Origin of the sequence: uncultured Phocaeicola sp. (assembly GCF_948499155.1) — a bacterium.
GTDB classification, from domain to species: domain Bacteria; phylum Bacteroidota; class Bacteroidia; order Bacteroidales; family Bacteroidaceae; genus Phocaeicola; species Phocaeicola faecalis.
Genome location: NZ_CAOOSE010000035.1, coordinates 1 through 26713, shown reverse-complemented (window position 1 = coordinate 26713; position 26713 = coordinate 1). Strand labels below are relative to the sequence as shown.

Annotated in this window: 21 protein-coding genes; 5 read left to right on the top strand and 16 right to left on the bottom strand. The window is 42.4% G+C overall.

Features of this window, described 5'->3' with window-relative positions; genetic code table 11:
* Positions 1-331: 331 nt before the first annotated feature.
* A complete protein-coding gene (locus QYT14_RS17190) occupies positions 332-1252 on the top strand; it encodes an ABC transporter ATP-binding protein (RefSeq protein ID WP_288325506.1) in 921 nt (306 codons plus the stop codon).
* 12 nt (positions 1253-1264) lie between these two features.
* On the top strand, positions 1265-2518 hold the full coding sequence (locus tag QYT14_RS17185) for an ABC transporter permease (protein ID WP_288325505.1): 1254 nt from the start codon (positions 1265-1267) through the stop codon (positions 2516-2518).
* Between the two features lie 151 nt (positions 2519-2669).
* Here the strand turns inward: QYT14_RS17185 and QYT14_RS17180 are convergent, their stop codons facing one another.
* A complete protein-coding gene (locus QYT14_RS17180) occupies positions 2670-4271 on the bottom strand; it encodes a beta-N-acetylhexosaminidase (protein ID WP_288325504.1) in 1602 nt (533 codons plus the stop codon).
* Positions 4272-4311: 40 nt separating this feature from the next.
* Positions 4312-4812: a TlpA disulfide reductase family protein gene (locus tag QYT14_RS17175; RefSeq protein ID WP_288325503.1), complete on the bottom strand. Its 501-nt coding sequence runs from the start codon at positions 4810-4812 to the stop codon at positions 4312-4314.
* Positions 4813-4899: 87 nt separating this feature from the next.
* Here QYT14_RS17175 and yaaA point away from each other — a divergent pair, with 87 nt between their 5' ends.
* Positions 4900-5667, top strand: coding sequence for a peroxide stress protein YaaA (yaaA, locus tag QYT14_RS17170; protein ID WP_288325502.1), 768 nt, complete (start codon positions 4900-4902; stop codon positions 5665-5667).
* Between the two features lie 107 nt (positions 5668-5774).
* Positions 5775-6974, top strand: a complete 1200-nt coding sequence (locus QYT14_RS17165) for an OmpA family protein (RefSeq protein ID WP_237040222.1) — start codon at positions 5775-5777, stop codon at positions 6972-6974.
* A gap of 75 nt (positions 6975-7049) precedes the next feature.
* Here the strand turns inward: QYT14_RS17165 and mutL are convergent, their stop codons facing one another.
* The 13 genes from mutL to tig all read right to left on the bottom strand — a co-directional run bounded on the left by mutL (position 7050) and on the right by tig (position 24915).
* On the bottom strand, positions 7050-8930 hold the full coding sequence (gene mutL / locus QYT14_RS17160; RefSeq protein WP_288325501.1) for a DNA mismatch repair endonuclease MutL: 1881 nt from the start codon (positions 8928-8930) through the stop codon (positions 7050-7052).
* Between the two features lie 21 nt (positions 8931-8951).
* On the bottom strand, positions 8952-9248 hold the full coding sequence (locus QYT14_RS17155; RefSeq protein ID WP_237040224.1) for a hypothetical protein: 297 nt from the start codon (positions 9246-9248) through the stop codon (positions 8952-8954).
* A gap of 2 nt (positions 9249-9250) precedes the next feature.
* A complete protein-coding gene (locus QYT14_RS17150; protein ID WP_237040225.1) occupies positions 9251-10921 on the bottom strand; it encodes an OstA-like protein in 1671 nt (556 codons plus the stop codon).
* 18 nt (positions 10922-10939) lie between these two features.
* On the bottom strand, positions 10940-12301 hold the full coding sequence (locus QYT14_RS17145) for a peptidylprolyl isomerase (protein ID WP_237040242.1): 1362 nt from the start codon (positions 12299-12301) through the stop codon (positions 10940-10942).
* Positions 12302-12305: 4 nt separating this feature from the next.
* The gene (locus tag QYT14_RS17140) at positions 12306-13178 is read right to left on the bottom strand and encodes a peptidylprolyl isomerase (protein ID WP_237040226.1); all 873 of its coding nucleotides are present in this window, start codon (positions 13176-13178) and stop codon (positions 12306-12308) included.
* Between the two features lie 36 nt (positions 13179-13214).
* Positions 13215-14585 (bottom strand): peptidylprolyl isomerase, encoded by a 1371-nt coding sequence (locus QYT14_RS17135; protein ID WP_288325500.1) that lies wholly within the window; start codon positions 14583-14585, stop codon positions 13215-13217.
* A 12-nt stretch (positions 14586-14597) separates the two neighbouring features.
* Complete coding sequence (guaB, locus tag QYT14_RS17130) at positions 14598-16073, bottom strand: IMP dehydrogenase (RefSeq protein ID WP_237040228.1); 1476 nt, start codon at positions 16071-16073, stop codon at positions 14598-14600.
* Between the two features lie 855 nt (positions 16074-16928).
* The gene (locus QYT14_RS17125; RefSeq protein WP_288325499.1) at positions 16929-18542 is read right to left on the bottom strand and encodes a M56 family metallopeptidase; all 1614 of its coding nucleotides are present in this window, start codon (positions 18540-18542) and stop codon (positions 16929-16931) included.
* Between the two features lie 18 nt (positions 18543-18560).
* Positions 18561-18917 carry a BlaI/MecI/CopY family transcriptional regulator gene (locus QYT14_RS17120; protein WP_237040230.1) on the bottom strand — a complete coding sequence of 119 codons (357 nt, stop codon included), beginning with the start codon at positions 18915-18917 and terminating at the stop codon, positions 18561-18563.
* A 169-nt stretch (positions 18918-19086) separates the two neighbouring features.
* Entirely contained in the window at positions 19087-21267 is a 2181-nt protein-coding gene (gene recQ / locus QYT14_RS17115) for a DNA helicase RecQ (RefSeq protein WP_237040231.1), read from the bottom strand.
* Positions 21268-21424: 157 nt separating this feature from the next.
* Positions 21425-22672, bottom strand: a complete 1248-nt coding sequence (gene clpX, locus QYT14_RS17110) for an ATP-dependent Clp protease ATP-binding subunit ClpX (RefSeq protein WP_237040232.1) — start codon at positions 22670-22672, stop codon at positions 21425-21427.
* 36 nt (positions 22673-22708) lie between these two features.
* Entirely contained in the window at positions 22709-23380 is a 672-nt protein-coding gene (gene clpP / locus QYT14_RS17105) for an ATP-dependent Clp endopeptidase proteolytic subunit ClpP (RefSeq protein ID WP_237040233.1), read from the bottom strand.
* Positions 23381-23559: 179 nt separating this feature from the next.
* Positions 23560-24915 carry a trigger factor gene (tig, locus tag QYT14_RS17100; RefSeq protein ID WP_288325498.1) on the bottom strand — a complete coding sequence of 452 codons (1356 nt, stop codon included), beginning with the start codon at positions 24913-24915 and terminating at the stop codon, positions 23560-23562.
* 383 nt (positions 24916-25298) lie between these two features.
* Between tig and QYT14_RS17095 the strand changes: the two genes are divergently transcribed.
* Entirely contained in the window at positions 25299-25547 is a 249-nt protein-coding gene (locus QYT14_RS17095) for an RNA-binding protein (RefSeq protein WP_005941332.1), read from the top strand.
* A 196-nt stretch (positions 25548-25743) separates the two neighbouring features.
* Here QYT14_RS17095 and lptB read toward each other — a convergent pair whose 3' ends face one another.
* A complete protein-coding gene (gene lptB, locus QYT14_RS17090; RefSeq protein ID WP_237040235.1) occupies positions 25744-26568 on the bottom strand; it encodes an LPS export ABC transporter ATP-binding protein in 825 nt (274 codons plus the stop codon).
* Positions 26569-26713: the final 145 nt, after the last annotated feature.

The window sequence follows — 26713 nt, the reverse complement described above, 5'->3', positions numbered from 1 at the left end:
AGATGAATGGTTTCCCCTTCGCATGCCTCGCCGCCCATTCACCCCGATTGTAGATGCCGGGAGTCTTGAAGTTGAAATGATAACCGTCTTGGCGAAGGCTCTCGAAATTCTGTATACCGATGGAATAAATACTCTGCTCTATACTGATTACCTTTAGGATTCTGCAAAAGTAAAGACAGCTATTTCTTCTTGACATAAATCCGATTCAACCTAATTATTTTCCCTTTTCACTCACAGCTATAAGAAAAAATCCATAACTTTGTCCCCGAGTTAGCCGAAACAAATATAACGTTGACATTTTGATTCAACAAAACAACAAACATAAAAAGCTATGAATAATTTTTTCTTAGAAACGCATCAAGTGGTCAAACGCTTTGCCAACCACACTGCGCTGAATGGTGTCAGCATTCAGGTCCCCGAAGGACAAATCTTTGGATTGCTGGGGCCGAACGGTGCCGGCAAAACTACACTCATCCGCATCATCAACCGCATCACGGCCCCCGATTCGGGAGAAGTACGCTTCAACGGACATCTGTCACAGGCCGAAGACATCTATCATATCGGTTATCTGCCCGAAGAACGCGGTTTATACAAGAAAATGAAAGTGGGCGAACAGGCTATCTACCTGGCGCAACTGAAAGGCCTCAGCAAAGCAGAAGCCAGCTCACGACTGAAAATATGGTTCGAGAAGTTTGAAATTACTCCGTGGTGGAACAAGAAGTTGGAAGAACTGTCCAAAGGGATGCAGCAAAAGGTGCAATTTATCATCACCGTATTGCATAAACCCCAATTACTGATATTTGACGAACCGTTCTCCGGCTTCGACCCTGTGAACGCCGAACTGCTGAAGCGTGAAATACTGGAACTGAAAAAAGAGGGACACACCATCATCTTTTCCACACACAACATGGCTTCGGTAGAAGAAATATGTGACAATATCGCGCTCATCAATCATTCGGAAGTGGTGTTGCAAGGTAATGTAAAGGAGGTGCGTTCGCGCTTCAAGGCCAATACCTATGCCCTGAGCACTCCGAAAGGACAACCCTTGAAAGAATCTCGCCTGTTCAAGATTGTAGACAGTCAGCCCACCGAAGAAGAAATCCGATATACCCTACAAAAACAACAGGATATGTCCAACTCGGCATTACTGACCCAAATAGCCCAACAAACCGAAATAATCTCCTTTACCGAATGCCTGCCATCCATGAACGAAATATTCATCCGCACGGTAGAAGGTCTGGATAAACACTAAACGCCAAAAGTCATGAACAAGATATTAATCATTATACAACGTGAATTTCTGAACCGCGTAAGCAAGAAATCATTTATTCTTCTTACCATCCTGATGCCGTTCATCTTTGCAGCTCTCATTTTTGTTCCCGCACTGCTATCGACAGTGAAAAGTGATGAAGTAAAACAAGTAGTAATCATTGACCACACACAGAAGTACATCGGACAATTCAAAGACGATGAATCTTATCATTTCATCAGCGGAGAAGAAATGTTGCCCGAATACCGGAGTGACACTACCCACATAGACGCTGTAGTGGAAATTACAGAAGACTTGATTCAGAATCCCACAGCCGCCGCCATCTATTCGCGCAAAGAAGTGACTAAAGGCTTGCTGTCATTGGTAAACAATACGCTGAATGAACAAATCAGACACGATAAGCTGACCAGTTATAACATTCCCGAGTTACAAAATATCATGCAGGACTTTGATAAGAGATACAGTGCACGCACCATCAAATGGAGTGAAGACGGTAGCGCCAACGAATCAAACGCCGGCATTGCAATAGCCGTCGGTATGGTACTAACCTTCCTTATCTATATGTTCGTTATGTCTTATGGAGGCATGGTGATGCAGAGTGTCATGGAAGAAAAGACAAGCCGCATTGTCGAGCTGATGGTATCATCGGTCAAGCCGCTTCAACTGATGCTTGGCAAGATTATCGGCATTGGTCTGGTTGGTATTACCCAACTGCTGATATGGGGTGTTCTGCTTGTTATCCTTTTGGGTATTGCCGACAATACTTTCGGTGGAGATGCAGCCATTCTAAAAGGTGCCGAAGGCATGATTAGCGCCTTACAAAATCTGAATCTGCTGAAGCTCGGAATCCTCTTTACCCTGAACTTCATCGGTGGATTCCTGATTTATGCCTCCATCTTTGCTGCCATCGGAGCCTCTATCAATGCCATGGAAGATTCACAACAGTTTATGACTCCCATTATGATACTGATGATATTCTCCCTTTACGCCGGTATCTACAGTGGCGATAACCCGGACGGCCCGCTGGCTTTCTGGTGTTCTCTCATACCGTTTACCTCCCCTATCGTCATGATGGTACGTGTTCCGCTGGATGCACCGACTTGGCAAATCATTCTTTCACTTTGTCTGCTCTATGCCTCAGCACTTGCACTCATCTGGATTTCGGGAAAAATATATCGTGTAGGTATCCTGATGTATGGCAAGAAACCGACACTCAAAGAAATGATTAAATGGATTTCTTATAAATAGATATCATTCACTTCACTCTAGCTATCGGGCACTCTCACAAGAAACGAGGGTGTATCGAAACTCTCATAAATAAAAGTCACCCTCGCCACAGGTAGTTGTAGCGAGGGTGATTTCGATAAAAGGGGAGTTTTGACACATCCCCACTTTTTTATTATTTCCACTCACCCAATTGAATACCCAGCTTTTCCCAATGCCCGATAAATGAATCCAACGAGTTACGGAAACGCTCATAATCCTTATTGGATGGACTTGTCCAGCCTACTTCGGCGTATGCGGCAAGACGCGGATAAATCTTTTTATTCATACTTTCAACTGCAGGAATAAATTCGCCCCACATCTGGCAACCGATACCCAAGACCTTACTTTTCTGCGCCTCCGTCAGTCCCTCGGGAATCGGATTGAACTCATACGATTTCTGCAAAGGGATGGACTCATAATCATAGTCCAGATAAGTATATATATGATAAGAGTTGACGATATTATATCCTTTTTCAATGGTTTCTTTAATCAATTCAGGCTCACCCTTCCAGAAATGAACGATGGTTCCGGGGGCCAATTGCTGCTGTGAAGCAGCAGTACCATCCTGCTGATAATCATTAATCTGAGCACCCGTAATTTCATTCCACCCCATCATGTGCCGATTCTTTGAGGCCAGGAAGTTAGAAATATTATTCGTAAAGAAAACTTGTAGTCCGGCCGGTGAAGCAATCTTGTTCTGCTTCATATAATTGCGCACCATCGGCGATTCTTTCCAAGCATTATATCGCAATTCATCCCCGCCGATATGGATTACCGGAGAAGGGAATAATGCAATCACTTCCTCCAATACATCTTCCTGAAATTGAATGACACGAGGGTCGGCCACATTATAAGCATTGTAATGCACACCAAAGTTACAAGGCACCTTAATCTGCTTTCCGGTAGTTCCCAGCCATGGATAAGAAGCAATAGCAGCACTGGCATGTCCCGGCATCTCTATTTCGGGGACAATCATAATATGGCGCTTGGCAGCATAGTCCACTACCTCCTTGATATCATCCTGAGTATAAAAACCACCATGAGGCTTACCATCAAACACATTGCTGTGGAAATGATTAATCTCTGAAGAATCACGGAAAGCACCAACTTCTGTCAACTTCGGATATTTCTTGATTTCAATACGCCATCCCTGATCGTCTGTCAAATGCCAATGAAATACATTCATCTTCAGCTCAGCCATTCTATCAAGCATGTTGAGGACCACTTCTTTACCTTTGAAATACCGACCTTCATCCAGCATGAATGCACGCCAAGAGAAAGCCGGATAATCCGTCACCAAAGCTTTTTGAACAGTCAGGCGTCCTTCTCTTTCTTTAATAATCTGACGCAAAGTCTGCACACCGTTAAACACTCCTTCGGGAGCAGGAGCCTTAATTGTAATCCGGCTTCCGGCAGCTTCCAATGCATATCCGCCTTTCTTGTCAGGCAAGACCATCGAATCCAACGAAAGAACAATATCCCCTTTGTCTTTCCCTTCCTGCAAATTAGCCTCCACTGCAAAATCATTCTTTAAGTAAGAAGCCAACAACAGAGCCTCATTAGACAATTCATTAGAGTAAGCAACTGTCGGCTTATCCTTCAGTTTCACAAAACCTTGAACATAATTAATCTCTTGCGGTTGGGGAAGCACAACATACGCTTCTACCGGCGGCTGTTCACAGGAGCTACACACCACAATACACAACAAAACAGCAATCAGTGATTTGATTTTCATAAGTATTAGAATTAAAATTAGTTTCAATAATAGCTTTTGATTACTTCAAAGCTTCTTCAATAGCGTTCATCAAATGATTAAACTCCTCCTTTTCATACCCCATAGAAGTATAAATTGCTTCTCCTTCCTTATTGAACAGATACGCACGAGGGATAGATTTTTCAGCAAAGAGTGAGAAAACTTCACGCTTAGGGTCAGGATACAACGGGAAAGTAAATTTCTTCCGCTCATTATAAACCTTCAGTTGTTCGTCCGTATGTTCACGGCCAATCACCAACAATACAAAGTCCTTATTATCCTTATATTTAGGCCAAAGCGTTTTTTGCACTTCTGCAAGTTCCAACTGGCATGGACCACACCAAGTGGCAAATAAACTGACCAATACCACCTTACCCTTCAAATCAGCAGATGAAACATTTCCATAAACTGATGATTTCAACTGAAAATCAGGTAACTTATCTCCCTTCTTCAATTCCTGTGCATGCACTGCAAAGCTGACGCATAGCAACATCAATAACAATCCTAACTTTTTCATTTTCATAGTTCTGAATATTTAATTCGCGATATAATAAAGACAAATATATCTGTTTTTCCTATATTTGCCGACTGAAATATCATTTTTTAGCCTATGATGACTTTTATTTCGTGTGCCAAGACCATGACGGACCGTTCTAAAGTGAAAGTTCCCACCACCGGTACGCCACAATTTCAGGCTGAAGCCATTCAGCATGCACTCAATATGTCCCAGTTCTCTGCCGAGGAACTGGAACGCCTGTTGCGGGTAAACAGTAAAATAGCCGCTGAAAATTACCTTCGCTTTCAGGATTTCTGTTCTGAAGAAAACAAAGCTCTTCCTGCCTTGTTAGCCTATACAGGCATAGTGTTTAAACGTATCTGTCCTCAAGACTTTACAGCCGAAGATTTTCAATACATACAAAATCATCTGCGTATCACTTCCTTTTTATATGGATTACTTCGTCCGCTTGACCTGATAAAGAATTATAGATTGGAAGGAGACGTCAGACTGCCAGAGCACGGAGGAATATCCATGTTTGATTATTGGAAACCAATATTGACTGATGAATTCATTAAGTCCATCAAAGCACAAGGAGGCACATTAATCAACCTTGCCAGCAATGAAATGAAAGACCTTTTCGACTGGAAACGTATTGAACAACAGGTACGCGTGATTACACCCGAATTTCAGGTTTGGAAAAAAGGGAAATTAACAACTGTCGTTATTTATACTAAAATGTGTAGAGGAGAAATGACACGCTATATCATCAAGAACCGCATTGAAAAGCCTGAAGAATTAAAAGGATTCAATTGGGAAGGATTCAGTTTTGATGCAGAACGCAGCACTGAGTCGCACTACCTTTTTAGCCTTCTTTCATAAAAAAATATTAAATATTCAAGCCGCACAAACTTTTTTTCAACGCTCATGTTATTTAGTTGAAATTGGGAAGATATACCTAAACAATAATTTAACTAATAGAAATGAGTATGAAAAAATTAATGTTTGCACTGGCAATCGCCAGTATCAGTTCTGCAACGTTCGCGCAGCAGAGCAACAAATCACAAAACGCTATCGTCAGCGAAAGCGTAGATGTTATGGAGGTTCCGGTAGATAAGTACAAAGTAGAGACCAATCGATTCTTTGATAATTGGTTCTTCTCTGTAGGAGGCGGTGCACAAGTATTATTCGGTGACCAATCCGACCTGGGCAAATTCGGCAAGCGTATCGCTCCCGCCCTGAATGTATCAATTGGTAAATGGTTTACTCCCGGATTAGGATTACGCTTGCAATATAGCGGTTTACAGTCAAAGAGTTTTTCAAGCGAACCTTCTGCATACTCCAAACCTCATATGATGAGTGAAGGATACTATCAGGATAAGTTCAACTATATGAACTTACACGGCGATATCTTATTCAACATCAGCAATATGCTAGCCGGTTATAATCCCGACCGTGTATATGATGCTGTTCCGTTTGTAGGTTTCGGTTTCGCTCATTCTTATGACAAACCTCACCTTAATTCATTAGCATTCAACTTCGGTTTGATTAATACCTTCCATGTGGCAGATGCTTGGGATTTGAACTTGGAACTTTATGGTATGGCTGCTGAAAACAAGTTTGACGGAAAGACCCTGAACAAAGGATTGGACGTTATGCTGGGCGCATCAGTCGGTGTGACCTATAAATTCCCGCAGAGAGGATTCAAACCTGCTCCTGATGTGGATGCTATGATGGCTCTTACAGCATCTCAGATGGATGCTATCAATGCAGCTTTGGCTCAACAAATCGAACAAAACCGCCAGTTGAAGGCACAACTTGCAAATACTCCTAATGAGGTGGTTACAGAACAAGTTACCGTTAATCAGCTGACTCCGGTTCCGCAATCTGTATTCTTCCAGATTGGTTCTGCCACTCTGCCTCAAAACAGCGTAGTCAACCTGCAACAGATTGCCAACTTAGTAAAAGACAATCCGGGCATCAAACTGAAAGTAACCGGTTATGCTGACAGCGACACAGGTAGTGCATCATGGAATAAACAATTGAGTGAAGACCGTGCAAATACAGTTGCAAACGAATTGGTTAAACTGGGTGTAAACAAGAGCAATATGATTATTAGCGGTATGGGTGGCGTTAATACATTAACTCCTCCGGCATTCAACCGTCGTGTAATTATCGAAGCCCAATAATACTCTGCCTTAAAAAAGGTAAGCCAAAGCCGCTTGGAATCGCTTCCAAGCGGCTTATCTTTTTATAGTCAGATTTTATTTAAACAGCTTTTCCAACTCATCCTCCTGAAGCACGGACAACACGGTTTTACCGTCAGGAGTATAATTAGGAGTAGTTACAGCAAACAACCCATCTACCAAACCATTCATTTCCTCGTTCGTCAAAACCTGCCCCGGCACAATAGCCGCAGCTTTAGCCAATGTCAAAGCCAGATTACTCTGCACCTCTTCTTTCACTTTACCTCCCTTCTCAATGGCAGTATGAACCATACTCTGAATCAGTTCCACCGGATTTAAACCTTCAATACCCGAAGGTATGCCGTTGATAGCATAACTACCACCTCCCAAATCAGTCAGTTCAAAACCCAAGTATGACAAATCTTCCATGATTTCTTGCAATACAGGTACTTCCGAAACCGGGAATTGCACAATATCAGGAAATAACATTCCCTGCGATGCTCCCTGTCGACGTGTTATCTGCTCCAGATATTGATCATAAAGAATACGAATATGCGCCCGTTGCTGATCGATAATCATCAAGCCTGATTTGACGGAAGTAAGGATAAAGCGTCCTTTAAACTGATAATGTTGAGATGATTTCTCTCCCATTGCCGACTCTTCCGAATTGTCATACAAAGTGGGAGCAGCCGGTTCCTCCATTGGAGATGCCGTGAAATAATCCCCATCATCCGGATAAGACATCTGCGTATGTTGGGCCGACGCATGCTGTTCCACGCCCTCATACAGCCGTTCCCAATCACGAGTGGGCTTTGAGGAGTAGGAAGAGGGAGGCACAGCAGACGTATTGAAAGGATTGTAATCCGGGTTATAAGTTGTTTTCGGAGGCTGTATTCCGGCATAAAGAGAACTCTCGAATGCAGGGATATCCGGCATACCCTCCGTATCAAAATCAATGGAAGGTACAGCATTGAATTTACCTAATGTTTCCTTGACAGCCGCTGCCAATATCTGCCAAATGGCCTGTTCATTCTCAAATTTGATTTCCGTCTTGGTAGGGTGAATATTTACGTCAATATTACCAGGGTCCACCTCAAAGTAAATAAAATAAGATACTTGTTCACCTACCGGTATCAGATGCTCGTATGCATCCATAATGGCTTTATGGAAATAAGGATGACGCATATAACGTCCGTTTACAAAGAAGTATTGGCGAGCTCCTTTCTTGCGGGCACTTTCCGGCCGGCCGACAAAGCCTGAGACGCGCACCATCGTGGTATCTACATCCAACGATAGAAGATCCTGATTAATTTTCTTCCCAAACACTCCCATGATACGTTGGCGCAACTGAATGGCGGGAAGATTAAACAACTCAGCATCATTATGATACAAAGTGAAAGACACATTGGGGTTGACCAATGCAATGCGTTCAAACTCAGTCAATATATTGCTTAGCTCTGTCTGATTGGATTTCAAGAACTTACGCCGTGCAGGTACATTAAAAAACAGATTCTTCACACAGAAATTGCTGCCCTTGGGACACGATATGGCTTCCTGGCTTTCCACCTTGGAACCGGCAATAACCAGTTTAGTACCCAGTTCCTCTCCTTCTGTACACGTGCGCAACTCTACTTGTGCCACCGCTGCAATAGAAGCCAACGCTTCCCCACGGAATCCCATCGTCCGCAAAGCGAACAAATCAGCCGCCTCCTTTATCTTAGAAGTTGCATGGCGTTCAAAAGACAGACGCGCATCGGTTTCAGACATCCCTTTACCATCATCTATCACCTGAATAGAAGTCTTTCCGGCATCCGTTACCAATACATCTATATGCTGCGCTCCGGCATCAATGGCATTCTCCACCAGCTCTTTTATAACAGATGCAGGACGCTGTATCACCTCTCCTGCCGCTATTTGATTAGCGACAGAATCCGGCAGTAAACGTATGATATCGCTCATAATACAACTACGAATGATTCATTAAAAATTTAATTCTCCGGTCACCAGATAATGCAAGATAAAAAGTAGAACGCCAATGGCAACAAACAAAGCCCCATAAGCCAACGGTCTGCGTCCACTCTCTTTTCTGCGTTTCAGATGCTTGGTTCCTTCAATAAACTTTCCACGAATGTCTTCGGGGGAAAACTCTTTCGGAGGAAGCATACCCAAGTCGCGCTTGGCGTTCTCTTCCATCTTCTGCAATTTCTCTTTTCGTTCGTCCACATATATATATTGGTGGTTGAAACGGCGAGGCTTTTCCATTTTAAACATTCCCATAGTTATTTCTTCTTTTTATTAAACAAGTCTTGATTTGGCAAAGGTGCAGTACCTCTATTACTCTTCTTTAATTCCTGCCCGGCTTTCTTTCCGCGCCAGTTAAAGATATCCTCTTTATTGAGCGGACGGATATAGTCGAACCAATTAAAGTTTTCCAGTTTCATTTTATTCGGCGGAAGTTGAAGCATCGGATAAAGAGTTCCATTTGATTTCGGACTCATAACCATCTTTTTCATCTTCCGGTTTTCCAGATACATATTCAAAAGGCTTGTCTCCGATACATTCATGCCAATTAGTGTGCTGTCGCTCTCCATCGGATAATAAATGACACGGACCGAACCGATTACGTCTACCTGGTGCATCTCTCCATTCTTGAAATATGCCTTGATATCTTTTCCGGTCACCTGATTATAATTGACAGAATCCAACTTTTCAACAGATAGTGCCTGATTGTGAATATGCGCCCAATCAATAGTACTGTCATTCATGTAAATCATTATTTCCTCACCTAACAATTGCTGGTTGTTATTCCAAAGAATAGGGTCATAATACATAGTCAGACAGCTGTCTTTGGACGAAAAAACCAGCGAATCACACACTCCCTGCACATCCGTGCGATACATACGCACTTTATGATACGCTCTTGTTTCACGGAAGATAGAGTCGGTATTCAGATTGAAAGTGTACATCTGCAACGTATCGGCATGCATAAACAAACTATCACCCTGTGAGTAATCCACCGCTACCGCCTTTTGGGTTGCAATGGCATATTTAGTCAGTTCATTGTAATAACAATAGTCACCGGTAAGCATATTTTTATTAATGGTATCATTAAACAACACATTATCAAAAGCTTCCCCATATCCTTTCACACGGTCATAAAACAAGCTGTCGCCCGTCAAACGCTTACCCTCATTCGTCAATACAGAACGATTCAGCAATTCTGCCTGACCAATCTGCGTATTATAGAAGCCCAATTCGGAGTAGATATGATTATTGTCACTGTCAATGTTCGATGGCCCTACAATATTGGCAATCTTGCTGGCCGTATTGTAACGCAGTGTGTCCGAAGTCAATGTAAACTTAGGATTTACCAGTTTCACATCATAGTTAAAGACCGACTGTTTAGTGGCAGGACTATACTCTCCCCATTCCGAAGTCAACACATTTTCTTCATCCATGAGCGTACCGCCATCAAAATAATAACCAAGGTTATAAATCCGGTCATAGTTCAGGCTATCGGTCAGCAACGTAGTATTCTTATTCTCCATGCGCACATTGTTGCGCACTTGGGCAATCTGTGTATTGCCATCATAAAAGAGATAATCCCCATACAAAAACAACGTATCTCCCTGCACCATTTTTACATTATCAAAAGCCTCTAATGAATTGGTCTTTTCATAAAAACAAGCACTGTCACAATACATATAAACACTATCATGGCGAAAAGCCACATTCCCGACCAATACCTGTGCATCGGGATCAGGATTTAAAGGACTTTTCTTCAACACATCGGAATGCAACAGATACACTTTGCTCTTGGCAGGCTTCGGTTCAGTCCTTTTTGTGGGATTGACCTGCGCCAACAAGCAAAAGACAAACAGGCACAGGACACTAAACAAAAGTATCCTATGCCTGCTCGAAGAGTTATTTTTTTTTCTTTTTTCAAGCATACGGTTCAATATACTACTTTATTCTTTTATCCAACCCGGATATTTAAAATCGCATTTCTGCCACTTCTCATTAATACGCACGTATGTATGTTTTTGCTTTTCTTTAATCCACTTTTCAAGCTTATCTTCACTACGTTTTTCCATGACGATAGCCTTCAAACGCTGATAGTCTTCCGTAATGGTAGCCTTATGTCCGTTTATACGGCTTTTTAGTTTTACGATAGCACACACTTCTTTTCCTTTATCATTAATCATAGTGAATGCTTTCGATATTTCGCCTACGTTCATGTTTTCCACCACCTTGGCCACTTCCTGAGAAACCTGTGCCAAATCCTGCATTTCAAAACGTGCCGTACCGGTATTCTTGTTAGCCATCAGACCATGATTATTCTTTGTATCCTTATCCTGCGAGATATAAGTAGCCGCATCATCGAAAGTGAATTTCTGGTTACGGATATCATCAGCAATGGAATCCAAACGAACCAGTGCAGCCTCCAAGTCCTTTTCCTCCACTTTCGGCTTCAACAGAATATGGCGGGTCTTAATACGGTCACCGCGTTTTTCAATCAACTGAATGATATGGAAGCCAAACTCTGTTTCCACAATCTTCGAAACCTTATTGGGATCCTGCAAGTTAAAAGCGACATTGGCATATTCGGGCACCAATTCCCCTTTACCCATAAAGTCGAGCTCACCGCCGCGACGAGCCGTTCCGGGATCTTCAGAATAAAAACGGGCATAGGTGGCAAATGACATCTTGCCGGAATTAATGCCATCCGTATAGTCACGCAAGGTCTTCTTTACACGCTCAATTTCTTCCAATGGTATTTTCGGTTCCAACGTAACAATCTGTACCTCCACCTGAGTAGGAACGAAAGGAATACTGTCTTGCGGCAAATCCTTAAAATAACGACGCACTTCGGCAGGAGTTATCTTAATCTCTCCCACAATATGCTGCTGCATCTTTCTCACTGTTTCTCCATCACGCACATTCTCACGCAACATCTCACGAATCTGGGTAGAAGTCTTGTTGTAATATTCCTCCAATTTCTCTTTAGAACCTCCTACTTGTTCGATGAGCCAATTCGTACGTCTTTCCACCAATCCGATTACTTCCTGTTCGGAAACCTCGATACTATCGATAGCTGCCTGATGAAGGAACAATTTCTGGACGGCAAGCTGCTCCGGAATTATACAATACGGGTCACCGTCAAACTTACGTCCTTCATACTGGGCATTCAACCGCTCACTCTCTACGTCAGATTTAAGAATAGCCTCATCGCCTACTACCCACACGACTTCGTCTATAACGTTGTCTTGTCCATATACAGAAACAGTAGCAAGCAGCATCAGTAACAGTGCATAAACTTTAGTACACATCAATTTATTCATCTGAATTCAAATAATAATAAATAATCTTGTTTCTATCCGAAGCCCGCTGATACAAGTCCTCTTTCACCTTGTTGATAAACTCCACACGCTTCAGATTTATTAAAATCTCTTTTATTTCATCTCTGGCAAAGTCCAACGGCTTTTGTTTATCCTTTCCCAAGAAATCTTCTATATGCAAGAAATAGCAAAAGGCCGTGTCCTTTACTTCTACATTCCTGTTTTTATCCAAATAGCTTGCGTCCGTATCCAGCACCTTCAAAGGTATCTTGACAGCCACATCGGGCACAGACGTCCAACGGTCATAAAAATAATCATAACTCACTGCATTACGCAAACTATACTTCTCCAATTTTTCAATAGCGTCCTGATTATTCTTCCGATACCACACACGCACATTCCCCAAATCAGGAGAAGTGAGAGGAACCTTTATAAAAAGTCCTTTGACCAATGGGTTATCCAGTCGGAACAAATCTTTGTTCTTTTCATAATAAGCATTGATTTCCTCCTCACTGATATCGTTTGCCAATTTCTGATTCACCAACTCCTCTTGATAAGTGTGCATAATCAATGCACGGCGATAGTTCTCCACCAGTTTGGAGATTTTATCATTGTCGGGAATATTCCCCTCCGCCTTATCAAACAGCAGCGCATCCTCTATCCAATTCTTGATATAGTGTTCGGCAAACAATACACTATCATCCTTCGATATATTGAGAGGAAGAGCCGCCTGCAAATCTTCCTTATACAGAAATTCACCGGACACTTCCACTAAAGGAGTTTTTCCTTTATGGTTATGCTCCTGACCGCATCCAGTCATGGCAGCGGCAATCACAAGTATTACTCCCCAGTTTTTCACGATACTCATAAAGCATTAAAATAGTGAACGAAGATACTGCAATAATTAATTACTTCCGTTATTATTAACTGTTTTTAAAACCTCTTGGTTTATTTCAACCTTATACTTCCGTTTCAAATCTTTCATCCAAGAGTCCTCATGTACAGCCTGATAATCACGGATTACCGCATCCTTTACATCCAAATAGTTCTCCGGTCCCTTTTTCAACTTCTTTCCCATCACAAAAGTATAAGAAAAACCGGGAACTTGTTCAAAACTTCCGCACTTAAAGACTAATTTATCCACATATTGGTTCTTTCCAATGATAAATACTCCCACTTCTATGCTTGCTTGCGGAACCGATGCGTTCATCATCAACTTTTCTAAAGCGGATTTCCACTCCTCCACCGGCTTTTTCTTTAAGTATTTCTTGATGGCAGAAGCCATTTTCTTATCCTTGCAATGAATAACAGCTCCTTTATACCGGGGCAACTCCCAAGCATAATCTGATTTATGCTGTTTGAAATAGCGTTCCAAATCGGCTTCGAAACAAGCATACTCCCCCTCCTGATACTTCCGGGTAAGATAAGAGGCCAACAGACCATCATGCACTTCTTGCCAACGCAACGTCCAATCGGGATATTTCCCGGCCAAAGCGCCTGACCGGTAAAGAGCCAAAACATCTTTTCTGACCGAAGGAGAAGAAACTCCTTCATGCTCCATATATTCCTGTATTTCCTCCTTTTTATCCTCGTAAGAGGCAAAAGGCTTACGCTCCACCCACTTGACAATATGAAGACCTAAAGGAGAATAAAAAGGAACCGAGACTTTGTTCTTTTCCAACACTGCCAGTTTGTCCACCCATTCTTGCATATTCTTATTGACGGGCATCCATGGCAACAGTCCTCCGACTTGCCGGCTGTCCGCATCATCTGAATAATGACGTGCCAACCATGAAAAATCAGCCCCATCCTGCAATGCAGAATAGATGGAGTCCATAACAGCCTGCGCCGCCTGTTCTGCGGCAGGGGTCGCATTTTGAGGCAAATATTTACTGATATGAGCTATTCTCACCCAATCATTTGTCTGGAGACGCCGTTTATTCCGTTCATAAATGGAACGGGACTCCCGTTCCTCCCCAGCCGTATCCACCACATACGACTTTACCAAACGACCTTCATAAAATGAAAGTTGCCTGCGAAAAGCAGCCACAGTATCCAAACCACTATCCATGGCATATCTCACCTTCAGTTTATAGTTGATAAAGGCAGGCAAATAAGCTTCGGGAGTCTGCTTGGGAGCTTTCCGATAATAATATTCGAATTCAGACCGATAAACAGGCTTGCTGTCAATATACAACATAACATCTCCTTGCGCCTGCGCTTCAGACACAGACACAAGGAGAAGCAAGAGAACACCGAGCAAATAACGCGGCATTATATTTTCATTTTATTGAGGACGGCTGTAATTAGGAGCCTCACTAGTGATAGCTACATCATGCGGATGGCTTTCCAATACACCGGCATTGGTAATGCGGGTAAATTTGGCATCATGCAGTTTCTCAATATTGGCAGCACCGCAATAGCCCATACCTGCACGCAGACCACCCACCAACTGATAGATTACTTCGTACAAAGTGCCTTTATAGGGAACACGTGCGGCAATACCTTCCGGCACCAATTTCTTCACATCGGCAGTTCCACTCTGGAAATAACGGTCTTTTGAACCATTCTCCATCGCTTCCAAAGAACCCATACCACGATATGACTTAAACTTACGGCCATTAAAGATAATCGTATCACCCGGAGATTCTTCTGTTCCGGCAACCAATGAACCAATCATTACACTATATCCACCGGCAGCCAAAGCCTTTACGACATCTCCCGAATAACGCAAACCACCATCGGCTATCAAAGGAACACCTGTACCCTTCAAAGCCTTAGCTACGTCATACACAGCAGACAACTGAGGAACCCCTACACCGGCCACCACGCGGGTTGTACAGATAGAGCCCGGACCGATACCAACTTTCACTGCATCCGCACCGGCTTCAACCAATGCTTTTGCAGCTTCTCCGGTAGCGATATTACCTACTACAATATCAATGTTCGGGAAGCGTTTCTTTGCCTCTTTCAGTTTTTCAATCACATATTTAGAATGTCCATGAGCTGTATCAATAACGATAGCATCAGCACCGGCATCCACCAAAGCCTGCATACGGTCGAGTGTATCCACTGTCACACCTACACCGGCAGCAACGCGCAACCTGCCTTTGGCATCTTTACAAGCCATCGGTTTGTCTTTCGCTTTTGTTATATCCTTATAAGTAATCAAGCCTACCAGTTTACCGTCTTTATCCACTACGGGCAACTTCTCAATTTTATGTTCCTGCAAAATTTGTGAAGCAGCTTCCATATCGGTAGTCTGGTTGGTAGTAACGATATTCTCTTTCGTCATCACTTCATCAATACGCTTATCCATATCTTTCTCAAAACGGAGGTCGCGATTGGTAACAATACCTACCAGATATCTTTCATCGTCCACAACAGGAATACCGCCGATTCTATACTCAGCCATCAGTGCCAAAGCATCTCTCACGGTAGAGCCTCTCTTGATAGTTACGGGATCATAAATCATACCATTCTCAGCACGTTTCACAATAGCTACCTGGCGTGCCTGTTCTTCTATAGACATGTTTTTATGAATAACACCGATACCGCCTTCACGAGCAATGGCAATAGCCATTTTAGCCTCAGTAACCGTATCCATAGCGGCGGTCACAAAAGGTACTTTTAACTCGATGTTGCGTGAGAACTTAGTCGAGAGTTCGACTGCTTTGGGTAAAACTTCAGAATAGGCTGGGATTAACAATACATCGTCGTAAGTCAATCCGTCCATTACAATTTTATCTGCAATAAATGACATAGGGCTTAATGCGTTTTGAATTTATTGCGTGCAAATATACGAGTTTTATTCAATACTGGAAAATGATAGAATATTTTTTTGTTAAGGTGAAAGAAAATTTAGCAGAAACAATAATCAACCCTACCCCGACAAAGCCTCCATTATCTGATTAGCCATTCATTTGCATCCTCCTCCGTTCACGTATATAAAGCGGATTAAGTCAAAAAGTGTGCGGGCATCATAGTTTGAGAAAATCCGGGTCACTTATTATTCTTGGGGAGGGAGTAAATATCTTATCACAAACAAAGGGAAGAACAAGCTGTTTCATAGGGTCAGCCAAGACCTTTTGAACGGAAGATTATTACAGACTCCGGCAGTGGACTGTACAGTCCACTGTAGTAGTCTGTACAGTCCACTGCAACGGACTATACAGTCCGCTGCCGGAGACTGTAGTAATCCGACGGACACACAGGCATAACCGAAAGGACGAAAACGCTTAGTCCGCCTAATGAAACGACTTAGGGAGCTCAAGAACGCATGCAGGGGTTGAAAACCGAAGAAGACAGTATCAGGAGACAAGTATTTGATTGATATATTAAATCCCCAAGAATAATGACTGGCCCGAGTTTTCTCAGAATATGATGCCAACACACTTTTTGGCTTGACCCGCCTTTTCGGAGTAGCAGTAACTACAACAGAAAATAAGACAGCCCACGATGGGACGCCCTAATAAAGTCTGTGGCATCCGCTTTCACACATAACGTATAGTACGTTTCACCTATCAGCACTATATATCAACAAGTTATGCCTTGTTTTGTGTGAAAGCAGTTTTTCCCAACTTCATCACCGTCATCGGCAGAAGCCAACCCGCAAGATTCAATGAACCGTATCAACCTTCAACAGATATAACTTACGCAGCACCTGCTTGACATCGTACATTATACCTTCTTGCACATCCTTCGGCACACTAAGTTCGACGGATATCACGTTTTTCGATACGTCCGCTCCTTCGAGCAAGGAAGCTATTTCGGATTCCAATTCCTGTAAAGTAAAATCTTTCAGACTTCCTTTCTTCTCTCCTTCCATGAAAATCGTGATGCCAAACCCTTCCAGACGTTGGTTTTTATCCGAAACCCCTGCAACCGGATTTCCATAAGACCGGGGAGGATTATAGACAATCCGACTGGAAAGGCTATGCTGCAACACTCCGGCAGGATAGGTTGCACTCAACTCGCGCACCGCCAACTCATATCCGCGGCTTATCTGCTGCTTGGCCTCGTAAACACAGCCCATCTTCGCATTCCGGTCGGCTGTGATGCAGGCTACCATCTCCGGTACCTCCTTCCTCTTAGCATATCGGGAAGAGAAGTCAGCGACGAGCCTCTTCGACACGGCATCTGCCAGACCTTCCAACTTCACCGCATCCATCTTGTTGAAGGCACCAATCATCAACTGGTTGCGCTGATTGACATACACATCAAATGCCACGGCATCTGCCGCCAGTCCAGCATAATCAGCCGCCGAAAGCGAAATATCCAGCGAACTGCTGTCACACGCGGTTGCCTGTCCCGCCACGACTGTCTGTAAGGTGGCATCTACTTTAGGCTGGGCGAACACAAATACGGCTCCCGCAGCCAACGGAAACGCTATCAAGATATACAAGCGTTTCCATCCGGGTGTTTTTCTTTTCATCATCATAGTTATACGTTTTTTAAGTGAACAATGGTCAAAACCGCAGGCCATAGAGTAGAGCCTTGTGCCCACAGCTTTTTCCACCAATAATAATTGATATGTTTTTACATCAATGCCACGACTGATTACTTCATGGTCTGCCTGATACTCATGCAGGTCGCGCAACTCTTTCTGCCACAGCCACACTACCGGATTGAACCAGTGGAAAACCTGCAACAGCTGCACCAAAAGGCCGTCCCATGAGTGACCGTGAAGCACATGCATCTGTTCGTGCAGGCGTATCAACGGATAAGCCTCATAGTCCTTACGATTCATCACAATGTAATTTCCCCAGCTGAAAGGACTTACCTGCCTGTCTGTCAATGCCCAACACACACCGCTTTCACGAAATGTGGAAGCACCTCTTATCAGACGCCACATACGGATGTATGCCGACAAGAACAGACACAGGACAAAGGCACACCCTCCGGCATAAAGAAAAAAGAAAAACCGGGGATAGAGAAACACACCTTCTCCGGTATCGGCAGGAACAATCGCCCCTACCTCAGCCTGTCCCTTTTCAGGCAAAGCAACTATAGTCAATGCCTCGTCCAACATACGCAACGGACGATGCACTGGTAATTCTTTCTCTAGAGTGAAATGTATCAGCGGAAGTAATGAACACACTAACAAGCCCAACACTAAAATCTGGCGATTAAACCGAAAATGAGTGGTTCCTCTGAACAGCAGCCGGTACCACAAATAAAATACAGACAGGCAGAGGGTGCTTTTCAATATATAAATGACAAAGGCAGCCATAACGTTTTTCTTTTATTCCTATCCTTTTTCAATTTTTGCTATCAGTGCCTTCAGCTCGTCCAGCCCCATCTTCTCTTCCTCAATGAACTGCGACACCACCCGAGTATAAGAGTTGTCGTAATATTGCGAAATGACATCGCTCAACGCCGCCCCTTTGTATTCTTTCTCCGAAACTATCGCATCATAGCGATAACTATTGCCCCACACACGGAAAGTAACAAATCCTTTCTCGACCAACAGTTTTACCAATGTAGCCACGGTATTATAGTGAGGCTTGGGTTCCTCATAAAAGGCCAGCATTTCACGAATGAACATCGGCCCGTGTTGCCAGAAGATATTCATTATCTCTTCTTCCTTCGCTGTCAGTTTCTTCATTCTTTTCTTTGTTTATCGGTTAGACACAGTACAAATATAAGCAAAGTTTGATACAAACTACTAAGGTTGTTAGTAGAAATATTATATTTAATAGTAATTAACGATATAATATAAAGAAAGCCGGATTCCCTCGTAGAAATCCGGCTTTCTTTATATATTAATCCTTTGATTAGTTTGCCATTTCGGAAATGAACTTGATACGCACCAGACGGATTTCGTCTTCGGTATAGTCATCACCCAACTCTTCCATTGCATCGTCTATCTTATCGGTCGTAGACTCTTTGAAGTAATCGTAGATGTCATCCAAGTGGTCTTCATCCATAATTTCTTCGAGGAAGTAGTCAATATTCAGCTTAGTACCCGAATACACGATAGCTTCTACCTCATCCAGCAGCTCGCTGAATTCCAACCCTTTGGATACGGCAATATCATCAAGAGCGACCTTACGGTCGATTGACTGGATGATAGACACCTTCAACTTTGACTTATTGGCAACGGTACGGACACGCAAATCTTCAGGACGTTCTATCTCATTTTCTTCGCAGTGTTTCTTTATCAATACACAGAACTCCTGACCGTAACGTTTAGCTTTGCCTGCACCCACACCCGGAATATTCTGAAGTTCTTCCAGCGTAACGGGATAGATGGTCGCCATTGCCTCCAAAGAAGGATCCTGGAATATGACATAAGGAGGAACATCCAGCTTCTTCGACAGCTTCTTGCGCAAATCTTTCAGCATGGAATAAAGCACAGGGTCTACTGCACATGAAGCGCCTCCCCGAACCGGAGTTTCTTCTTCTTCCTCTTCAAAATCATTATCTTCCACTATCTTGAACGATTTCGGATTCTTAAGGAACTTATGACCTTCAGAAGTCACCTTCAGCAATCCATAGTTCTCGACATCTTTGCTTAAATAACCGGCTATCAACGCTTGGCGAATGACAGCATTCCACGTTTTATCTTCTTCACCCATGCCAGAGCCGAACACTTCAAGCTCTTCATGTTTGTGTGCAAGTACTTCCGTAGTTTCCTTACCCAGAAGAATATCTATTATATAATCTGCTTTAAAGTTTTCTTTTACCGCTATGATTGTTTCAATCACGGCACACAATGAATCCTGAGCCTCCACTTGCTTTTTAGGATTTAAACAGTTATCACAATTTCCACAATTATCTTCTGTAAACTCTTCTCCAAAATAATGTAATAACGATTTGCGACGACATACCGACGACTCGGCATAAGCTGCTGTTTCCAGCAATAGCTGTTTACCTATTTCCTGCTCGGCTACCGGTTTTCCCTGCATAAACTTTTCCAGCTTCTGCAAGTCTTTGTTGGAATAGAATGTAATGCACATACCTTCTCCCCCGTCACGTCCGGCTCTACCTGTTTCCTGATAATAGCCTTCCAGACTCTTGGGGATATCATAGTGTATCACAAAACGCACATCAGGCTTGTCAATACCCATTCCAAATGCGATAGTAGCTACAATTACGTCGATGTCTTCTTTCAGGAAACCATCCTGATTGGCGGTGCGTGTTGCCGAATCCATACCGGCATGATAAGCGCGGGCATTGATGCCGTTGGCTTGCAATATTTCTGCCAGTTCTTCTACTTTCTTACGACTCAGACAATAAATAATGCCTGACTTGCCTGGATTTGCCTTAATAAACTTAATAATATCACGGTCGATATTATTCGTTTTGGGGCGTACCTCGTAATAAAGATTCGGACGATTGAATGAAGATTTAAACTCTGCCGCATCCAGCATTCCCAAATTCTTCTGGATATCCATACGAACTTTCGGAGTAGCCGTAGCCGTAAGCGCAATGACAGGCGCCTTTCCTATTTCATTTATAATAGGACGGATCCGACGGTACTCGGGACGGAAATCATGCCCCCATTCCGAAATACAGTGCGCCTCGTCTACTGCATAGAAAGAAATCTTCACACCTCTCAGAAACTCTACATTCTCTTCCTTCGTCAATGACTCGGGAGCTACATAGAGCAATTTGGTCTTTCCACTCAAAATATCTGATTTCACTTGGTCGATAGCCGACTTGTTTAATGAAGAATTGATGAAATGAGCCACTCCGTCTTCTTCGCTGAAGTTACGCATGGCATCCACCTGATTTTTCATTAATGCAATTAAAGGAGATATGACAATTGCCGTTCCTTCCATGATGAGTGAAGGCAACTGATAACATAACGATTTTCCGCCGCCCGTAGGCATTAACACAAATGTATCATTCCCGGCCAGCAAATTACGGATAATTGCTTCTTGGTTTCCCTTGAAAGTATCAAATCCAAAATACTTTTTCAGTGCGCTAGTCAAATTTATATTCTCCTTCATTGTATCAAATAGTTTTTCGCGGTTCCCCGGTTCTTGTTTTTACATCTTTTGTTGTCTAACAAAGTTATAAACAAGTTCTCAAATTACACGAATATTTCGAGTAATATTTTTCAGAAGAATTGCATTTTTCTTTCTCTCTCCCTTTATTCTATTGATACTAAGCATTTTGCAGCCGTGAAATATTTGCTTTATCCATCTGTTTTTGAGCGTAATCCAACGTTACTTCAAAGCTTTTCACCTTCTTTGATGGTAATTCAAACATCATATCCATCATAATCGTTTCTACGATGGAACGCAATCCACGGGCTCCAAGTTTGTATTCGATAGCTTTGTCAACTATGTATTCGAACACTTCGGGCTGAAATACCAATTCTATTTTATCCATTTTAAACAGTTTGACGTACTGCTTGATAATAGAATTCTTTGGCTCCGTAAGGATACTGCGCAATGCGTTTCTATCCAACGGATTCAAATAAGTAAGAATAGGCAGACGACCGATTATTTCGGGTATCAGTCCGAATGATTTCAAATCTTGGGGTGCAATATACTGCATCATATTACTACGGTCTATTTTCACCGTTTCCTTGGCTGCACTATAGCCTACAACATTAGTGTTAAGACGCTGGGCTATCTTTCGCTCAATACCGTCGAATGCTCCGCCACAAATGAACAGAATATTTTTGGTATTGACCTGAATCATTTTCTGATCCGGGTGCTTGCGTCCGCCCTGGGGCGGGACATTGACTACCGAGCCTTCCAACAGTTTCAACAAACCTTGCTGCACTCCCTCACCGCTTACATCGCGAGTGATGGAAGGATTGTCCCCCTTACGGGCTATCTTATCGATTTCATCTATGAATACAATACCTTTTTCAGCTTCGGGCACATTGTAATCCGCCACTTGGAGCAAACGGGTCAGAAGGCTTTCAATATCTTCACCCACATATCCGGCTTCGGTCAAAACAGTAGCATCAACAATGGTAAAAGGAACATGCAATAGCTTTGCAATCGTACGGGCAAGCAATGTCTTTCCGGTTCCTGTGCTACCCACCATGATGATATTGGACTTTTCAATTTCCACATCATCCTCGTCCGCTTTCTGAAGCAAACGCTTATAGTGATTGTAAACGGCTACCGAAAGATATCTTTTCGCATCATCCTGGCCGATGACATACTCGTCCAGGAATTCTTTAATCTGTTGCGGTTTAGGCAACTCTTTCAAGTTGAGCTCTTCTGCTTTTCCTTTTGACTGGTGAAGGGCTTCTTTGGTAATCTCGTATGCCTGCTCGGAACAACTGTCACAAATACAGCCGTTCATGCCGGTAATAAGAAAACCTACCTCATTTTCAGAGCGTCCGCAAAAACTGCACTTTCTCTTGTTTCTTGGTGTTTTACTATCTTCCAATTTTCTCTTAATATTAATGTAATTATACCTTATATATTATAGAGCCGGCTTGCGAGACAGCACTTCATCAATCATACCATACTCTTTTGCCTCCTGAGCCGTCATCCAATAATCACGGTCTGAATCTGCCCATACCTTATCAAAATCAGTATGCGAGTGTTCTGCTATGATTGTATAAAGTTCTTTCTTCAGCTTCATTATTTCACGCGCTGTAATTTCAATATCCGAAGCCTGGCCCTGAGTGCCACCCATCGGCTGATGAATCATTACACGGGAGTGTGTCAGCGCCGAACGTTTTCCTTCAGTTCCCGCAACCAGCAAAACAGCTGCCATCGAAGCGGCCATACCGGTACAGATGGTGGCTACATCGCTATTGATAAACTGCATGGTATCATAAATACCCAGTCCGGCATAAACAGAGCCACCCGGCGAGTTAATATAAATAGATATATCTTTTCCTGAATCTACAGAATCCAGATAAAGGAGCTGAGCTTGGAGAGTGTTAGCCGTATAGTCATTGATTTCTGTACCCAGAAAGATAATTCTGTCCATCATCAAACGCGAAAATACGTCGAGCTGGGTTACGTTCAACTGACGTTCTTCCAAAATATAAGGGTTCAGATATCCGCCTTGAGACTTAATGACATCGTCCAGCACCATGCTGTTCATTCCTAAATGCTTGGTAGCAAATTTTCTAAAATCATCCATAATTTAATGGTTTAGTTATTATTCACAAAAAGAGGCTTTCAACCCCATTTTTTCAAACAAACAAAAGTACAAAAAAATACGGTCGACGTATCGAAACTTTTGCTTATAACGAAATTTTCTGGTCAAAAGCCCCCTTTTTTAGTAAGATTTAGCAATCAATGCTTATCTTGCCAAAAATATTATTCAAACATTTTGTTGAATTCTTCCATTGTAACTGACTTGTGGTTCAATGTTGCTTTTTCCTTCAAAGCAGCAGCCAGTTTGCTTTCTACGGCACGGTTTACCAAAGATTCTACCGTTTCTTGTTTTTTCAGCATTTCTTTTGCATAGTTTTCGAGCATTTCTTCAGGAATGTTCAACATGCCATACTGAGCGAACTGAAGACGGGTAGCTTCTTTAGCCATATTCAAAACGTCTGCTTGTTCCACCTTGATTTCATTAGCAGCAATCAACTGTTCCTTAATCAGATGCCAAGTCAGTTCTTCGATGCTCTTGTCGTAGTTTTCAGCAACGAATGCTTCTCCCTTTTCTTCATTGTTCAGCAACATGATGCGCTTCAACAAAGCATCCGGGAATTCAAGTTTGCCTACTCTCTTAGTCAGGTAATCACGAACATCCATCAAGAACTTGTAGTTGCTGTCCGCTTCAAACTGAACGGCAATTCCTTCTTTGATTTTTGCACGGAATTCTTCTTCACTCTTCACTGTGTCTTTGCCAAATACCTGGTCGAACAATTCCTGGTTCAGTTCTGCAGGAATCATGCGAGTGATTTCTTCCACTTGGAAGCTGAAGTTACCTTTAACATCTGCAACTTCTTCTTTCTTGATTTTCAGCAATGAAGAAAGTTCTGCTTCGTTGTTATCAAATGCAACAGCAGGGTTGAATACCAAAACGTCATTAACCTTAGCTCCGTTGAAGATAGCTTTTTGGTCATCGTTCTTCATGTAAGCCGGCATCATTACGGCGCCTTCTACCTGAATACCACCTTCTTTAGTGTTACCGTTTTCGTCCAGCTCAGCCAACAGACCCTTAATCATGTCTTTGTCTTCGTAGGCTTCTACTTTATCATATTTAGCCGCACGCTGAGTGTACATTTTCACCTGCTGTTCCACCAATTCGTCAGCCACTTCGATTGTATAATAATCTACAGTATCCTGATTTGTGATTTCAGCATTGAATTCAGGAGCCAAAGCAATATCGAATACAAACTCAAAGTTTTCCTGAGTGTCGAAATCCACCGGCTGCATCTTTTCAGCGTTCGGCAACGGCATACCCAGCATATTCACTTTGTTTTCACGGATATATTCGTTTACTTTTTCCTGCATCAGCTTATCAACTTCTTCAGCAAGCACAGCTTTACCAAATTGCTTTTTGATAAGACTCATAGGTACCATGCCTTTACGGAAACCCGGAATGTTGGCTTTCTGACGGTAAGTCTTCAACACTTTTTCTACTTTTTCCTGATAATCGGCCTTTTCGATATTAACAGTAAGCAATGCACTTACCTTGTCAACGTTTTGCAATGAAATATTCATTCTGACTTATTTTATTTAATTGTTACTTCTTTCAGATTTTCTCATCAAAGAGGTTGCAAAATTAGTGTTTAATCTTTCAATTACCAAATACACAGGCTAAAAAAAACTAATTGACAATAGAAAGTAGCCTGATAAAAGACAAATAAAATGGCACAAATAAAAAAAAGAAAAAAAAGTCGCTTTTTTTCTTGCTTATTCAAATTTTATGCGTTCCTTTGTGGTCGAACTGGTGATAGATAATATAGCTAGTGATTTTTATTACAAGGTTTTACTTCTGTACGCATAGCACTTACGTAAACTCTCTGTTGTTCTAATCCCCCTATCTCATTAATAATCACCATTCAGAGAGTATTTTTTATTTTATTTATTTTTATTTTTTCACTATGAATATGTATGTTGGAAACCTTAACTACCGTGTTAAGGAAGGAGATTTGGAACAAGCAATGTCTGCTTACGGAGTAGTAACTTCTGTAAAGGTTATCAAAGACCGTGAAACAGGTAAGTCAAAAGGATTTGCTTTTGTTGAAATGGAAGATGATCAGGATGCTGCTAAAGCCATCAACGAACTGAACGGTTCTGAATTTATGGGCCGTCAATTAGTTATCAAAGAAGCATTACCGAAAAGAATGTAATTACTGATTGATACAGACTAAAAAGGCTGCGAATGGATTCGCAGCCTTTTTTATTTGGAATTTTCTGCCGCACATCATCCGACCAATTTTAGGGGACTGACGCATCCGCTTACACGTACGTACGCGTTGGCTCACACGTTAGTACGCATAGCTCTACACGTACTAACGCATAAGCCTATACGTACTAATGTATCTTTTAGCCTTGCATCTGCTGTTTCCGATTGGCTTCTTCCAGTTGGAAGTCTTTACGGCGAAGCACAAAGTTGGTTCCCAGATATTTCTCACGGACAACCGGATTCTCTGCCAACTCTTCGGGCGTGCCTTGGAACAGAATCTTTCCTTCAAACAACAAATAGGCCCGGTCAGTCAAACGCAGAGTTTCCAATGCATTATGGTCGGTTATCAAGATTCCGATATTCTTGTCTTTCAATTTCCACACAATATGCTGTATATCCTCTACTGCAATAGGGTCTACACCGGCAAACGGTTCATCGAGCATAATAAACTTTGGGTCGATTGCCAGACAACGAGCTATCTCCGTTCGACGACGCTCACCTCCCGACAACTGGTCTCCCAAATTCTTACGCACCTTTTGCAAGCGGAACTCAGCTATCAAGCTTTCCAGTTTCTCCTTTTGATATTCGGGACTGGTCTTTGTCAGTTCCAAAACAGAAGCGATATTATCTTCCACACTCATTTTGCGGAACACAGAGGCTTCTTGTGCCAAATAGCCGATACCGTTTTGAGCTCGTTTGTACACAGGATAAGAAGTGATATCCAAATCATTCAAATAAATATGTCCTTCATTGGGTACAATCAAACCGGTAGTCATATAAAAAGAGGTGGTCTTACCTGCCCCATTCGGCCCCAGCAAACCGACAATCTCTCCTTGCTTCACATCAAAGGAAACATGGCTCACTACAGTACGTTTGCCGTACTTCTTTACCAGATTTTCAGTACGCAATACCATTTTGCCATTTTCAGGCATTACATTTTGTTGTTCTATTTCCTGCTCTGACATATCTACGAATTTTGGGACAAAAGTACTAAAAAAGTTTAGGAAACGTATAACAGAACAGAAAATCAGAACATCTTTTGCATTTATATAGACAAAAAAGGCTACTTTTGCAGGAAATTGTGAAAACTATGATGATAAGACCCATAAC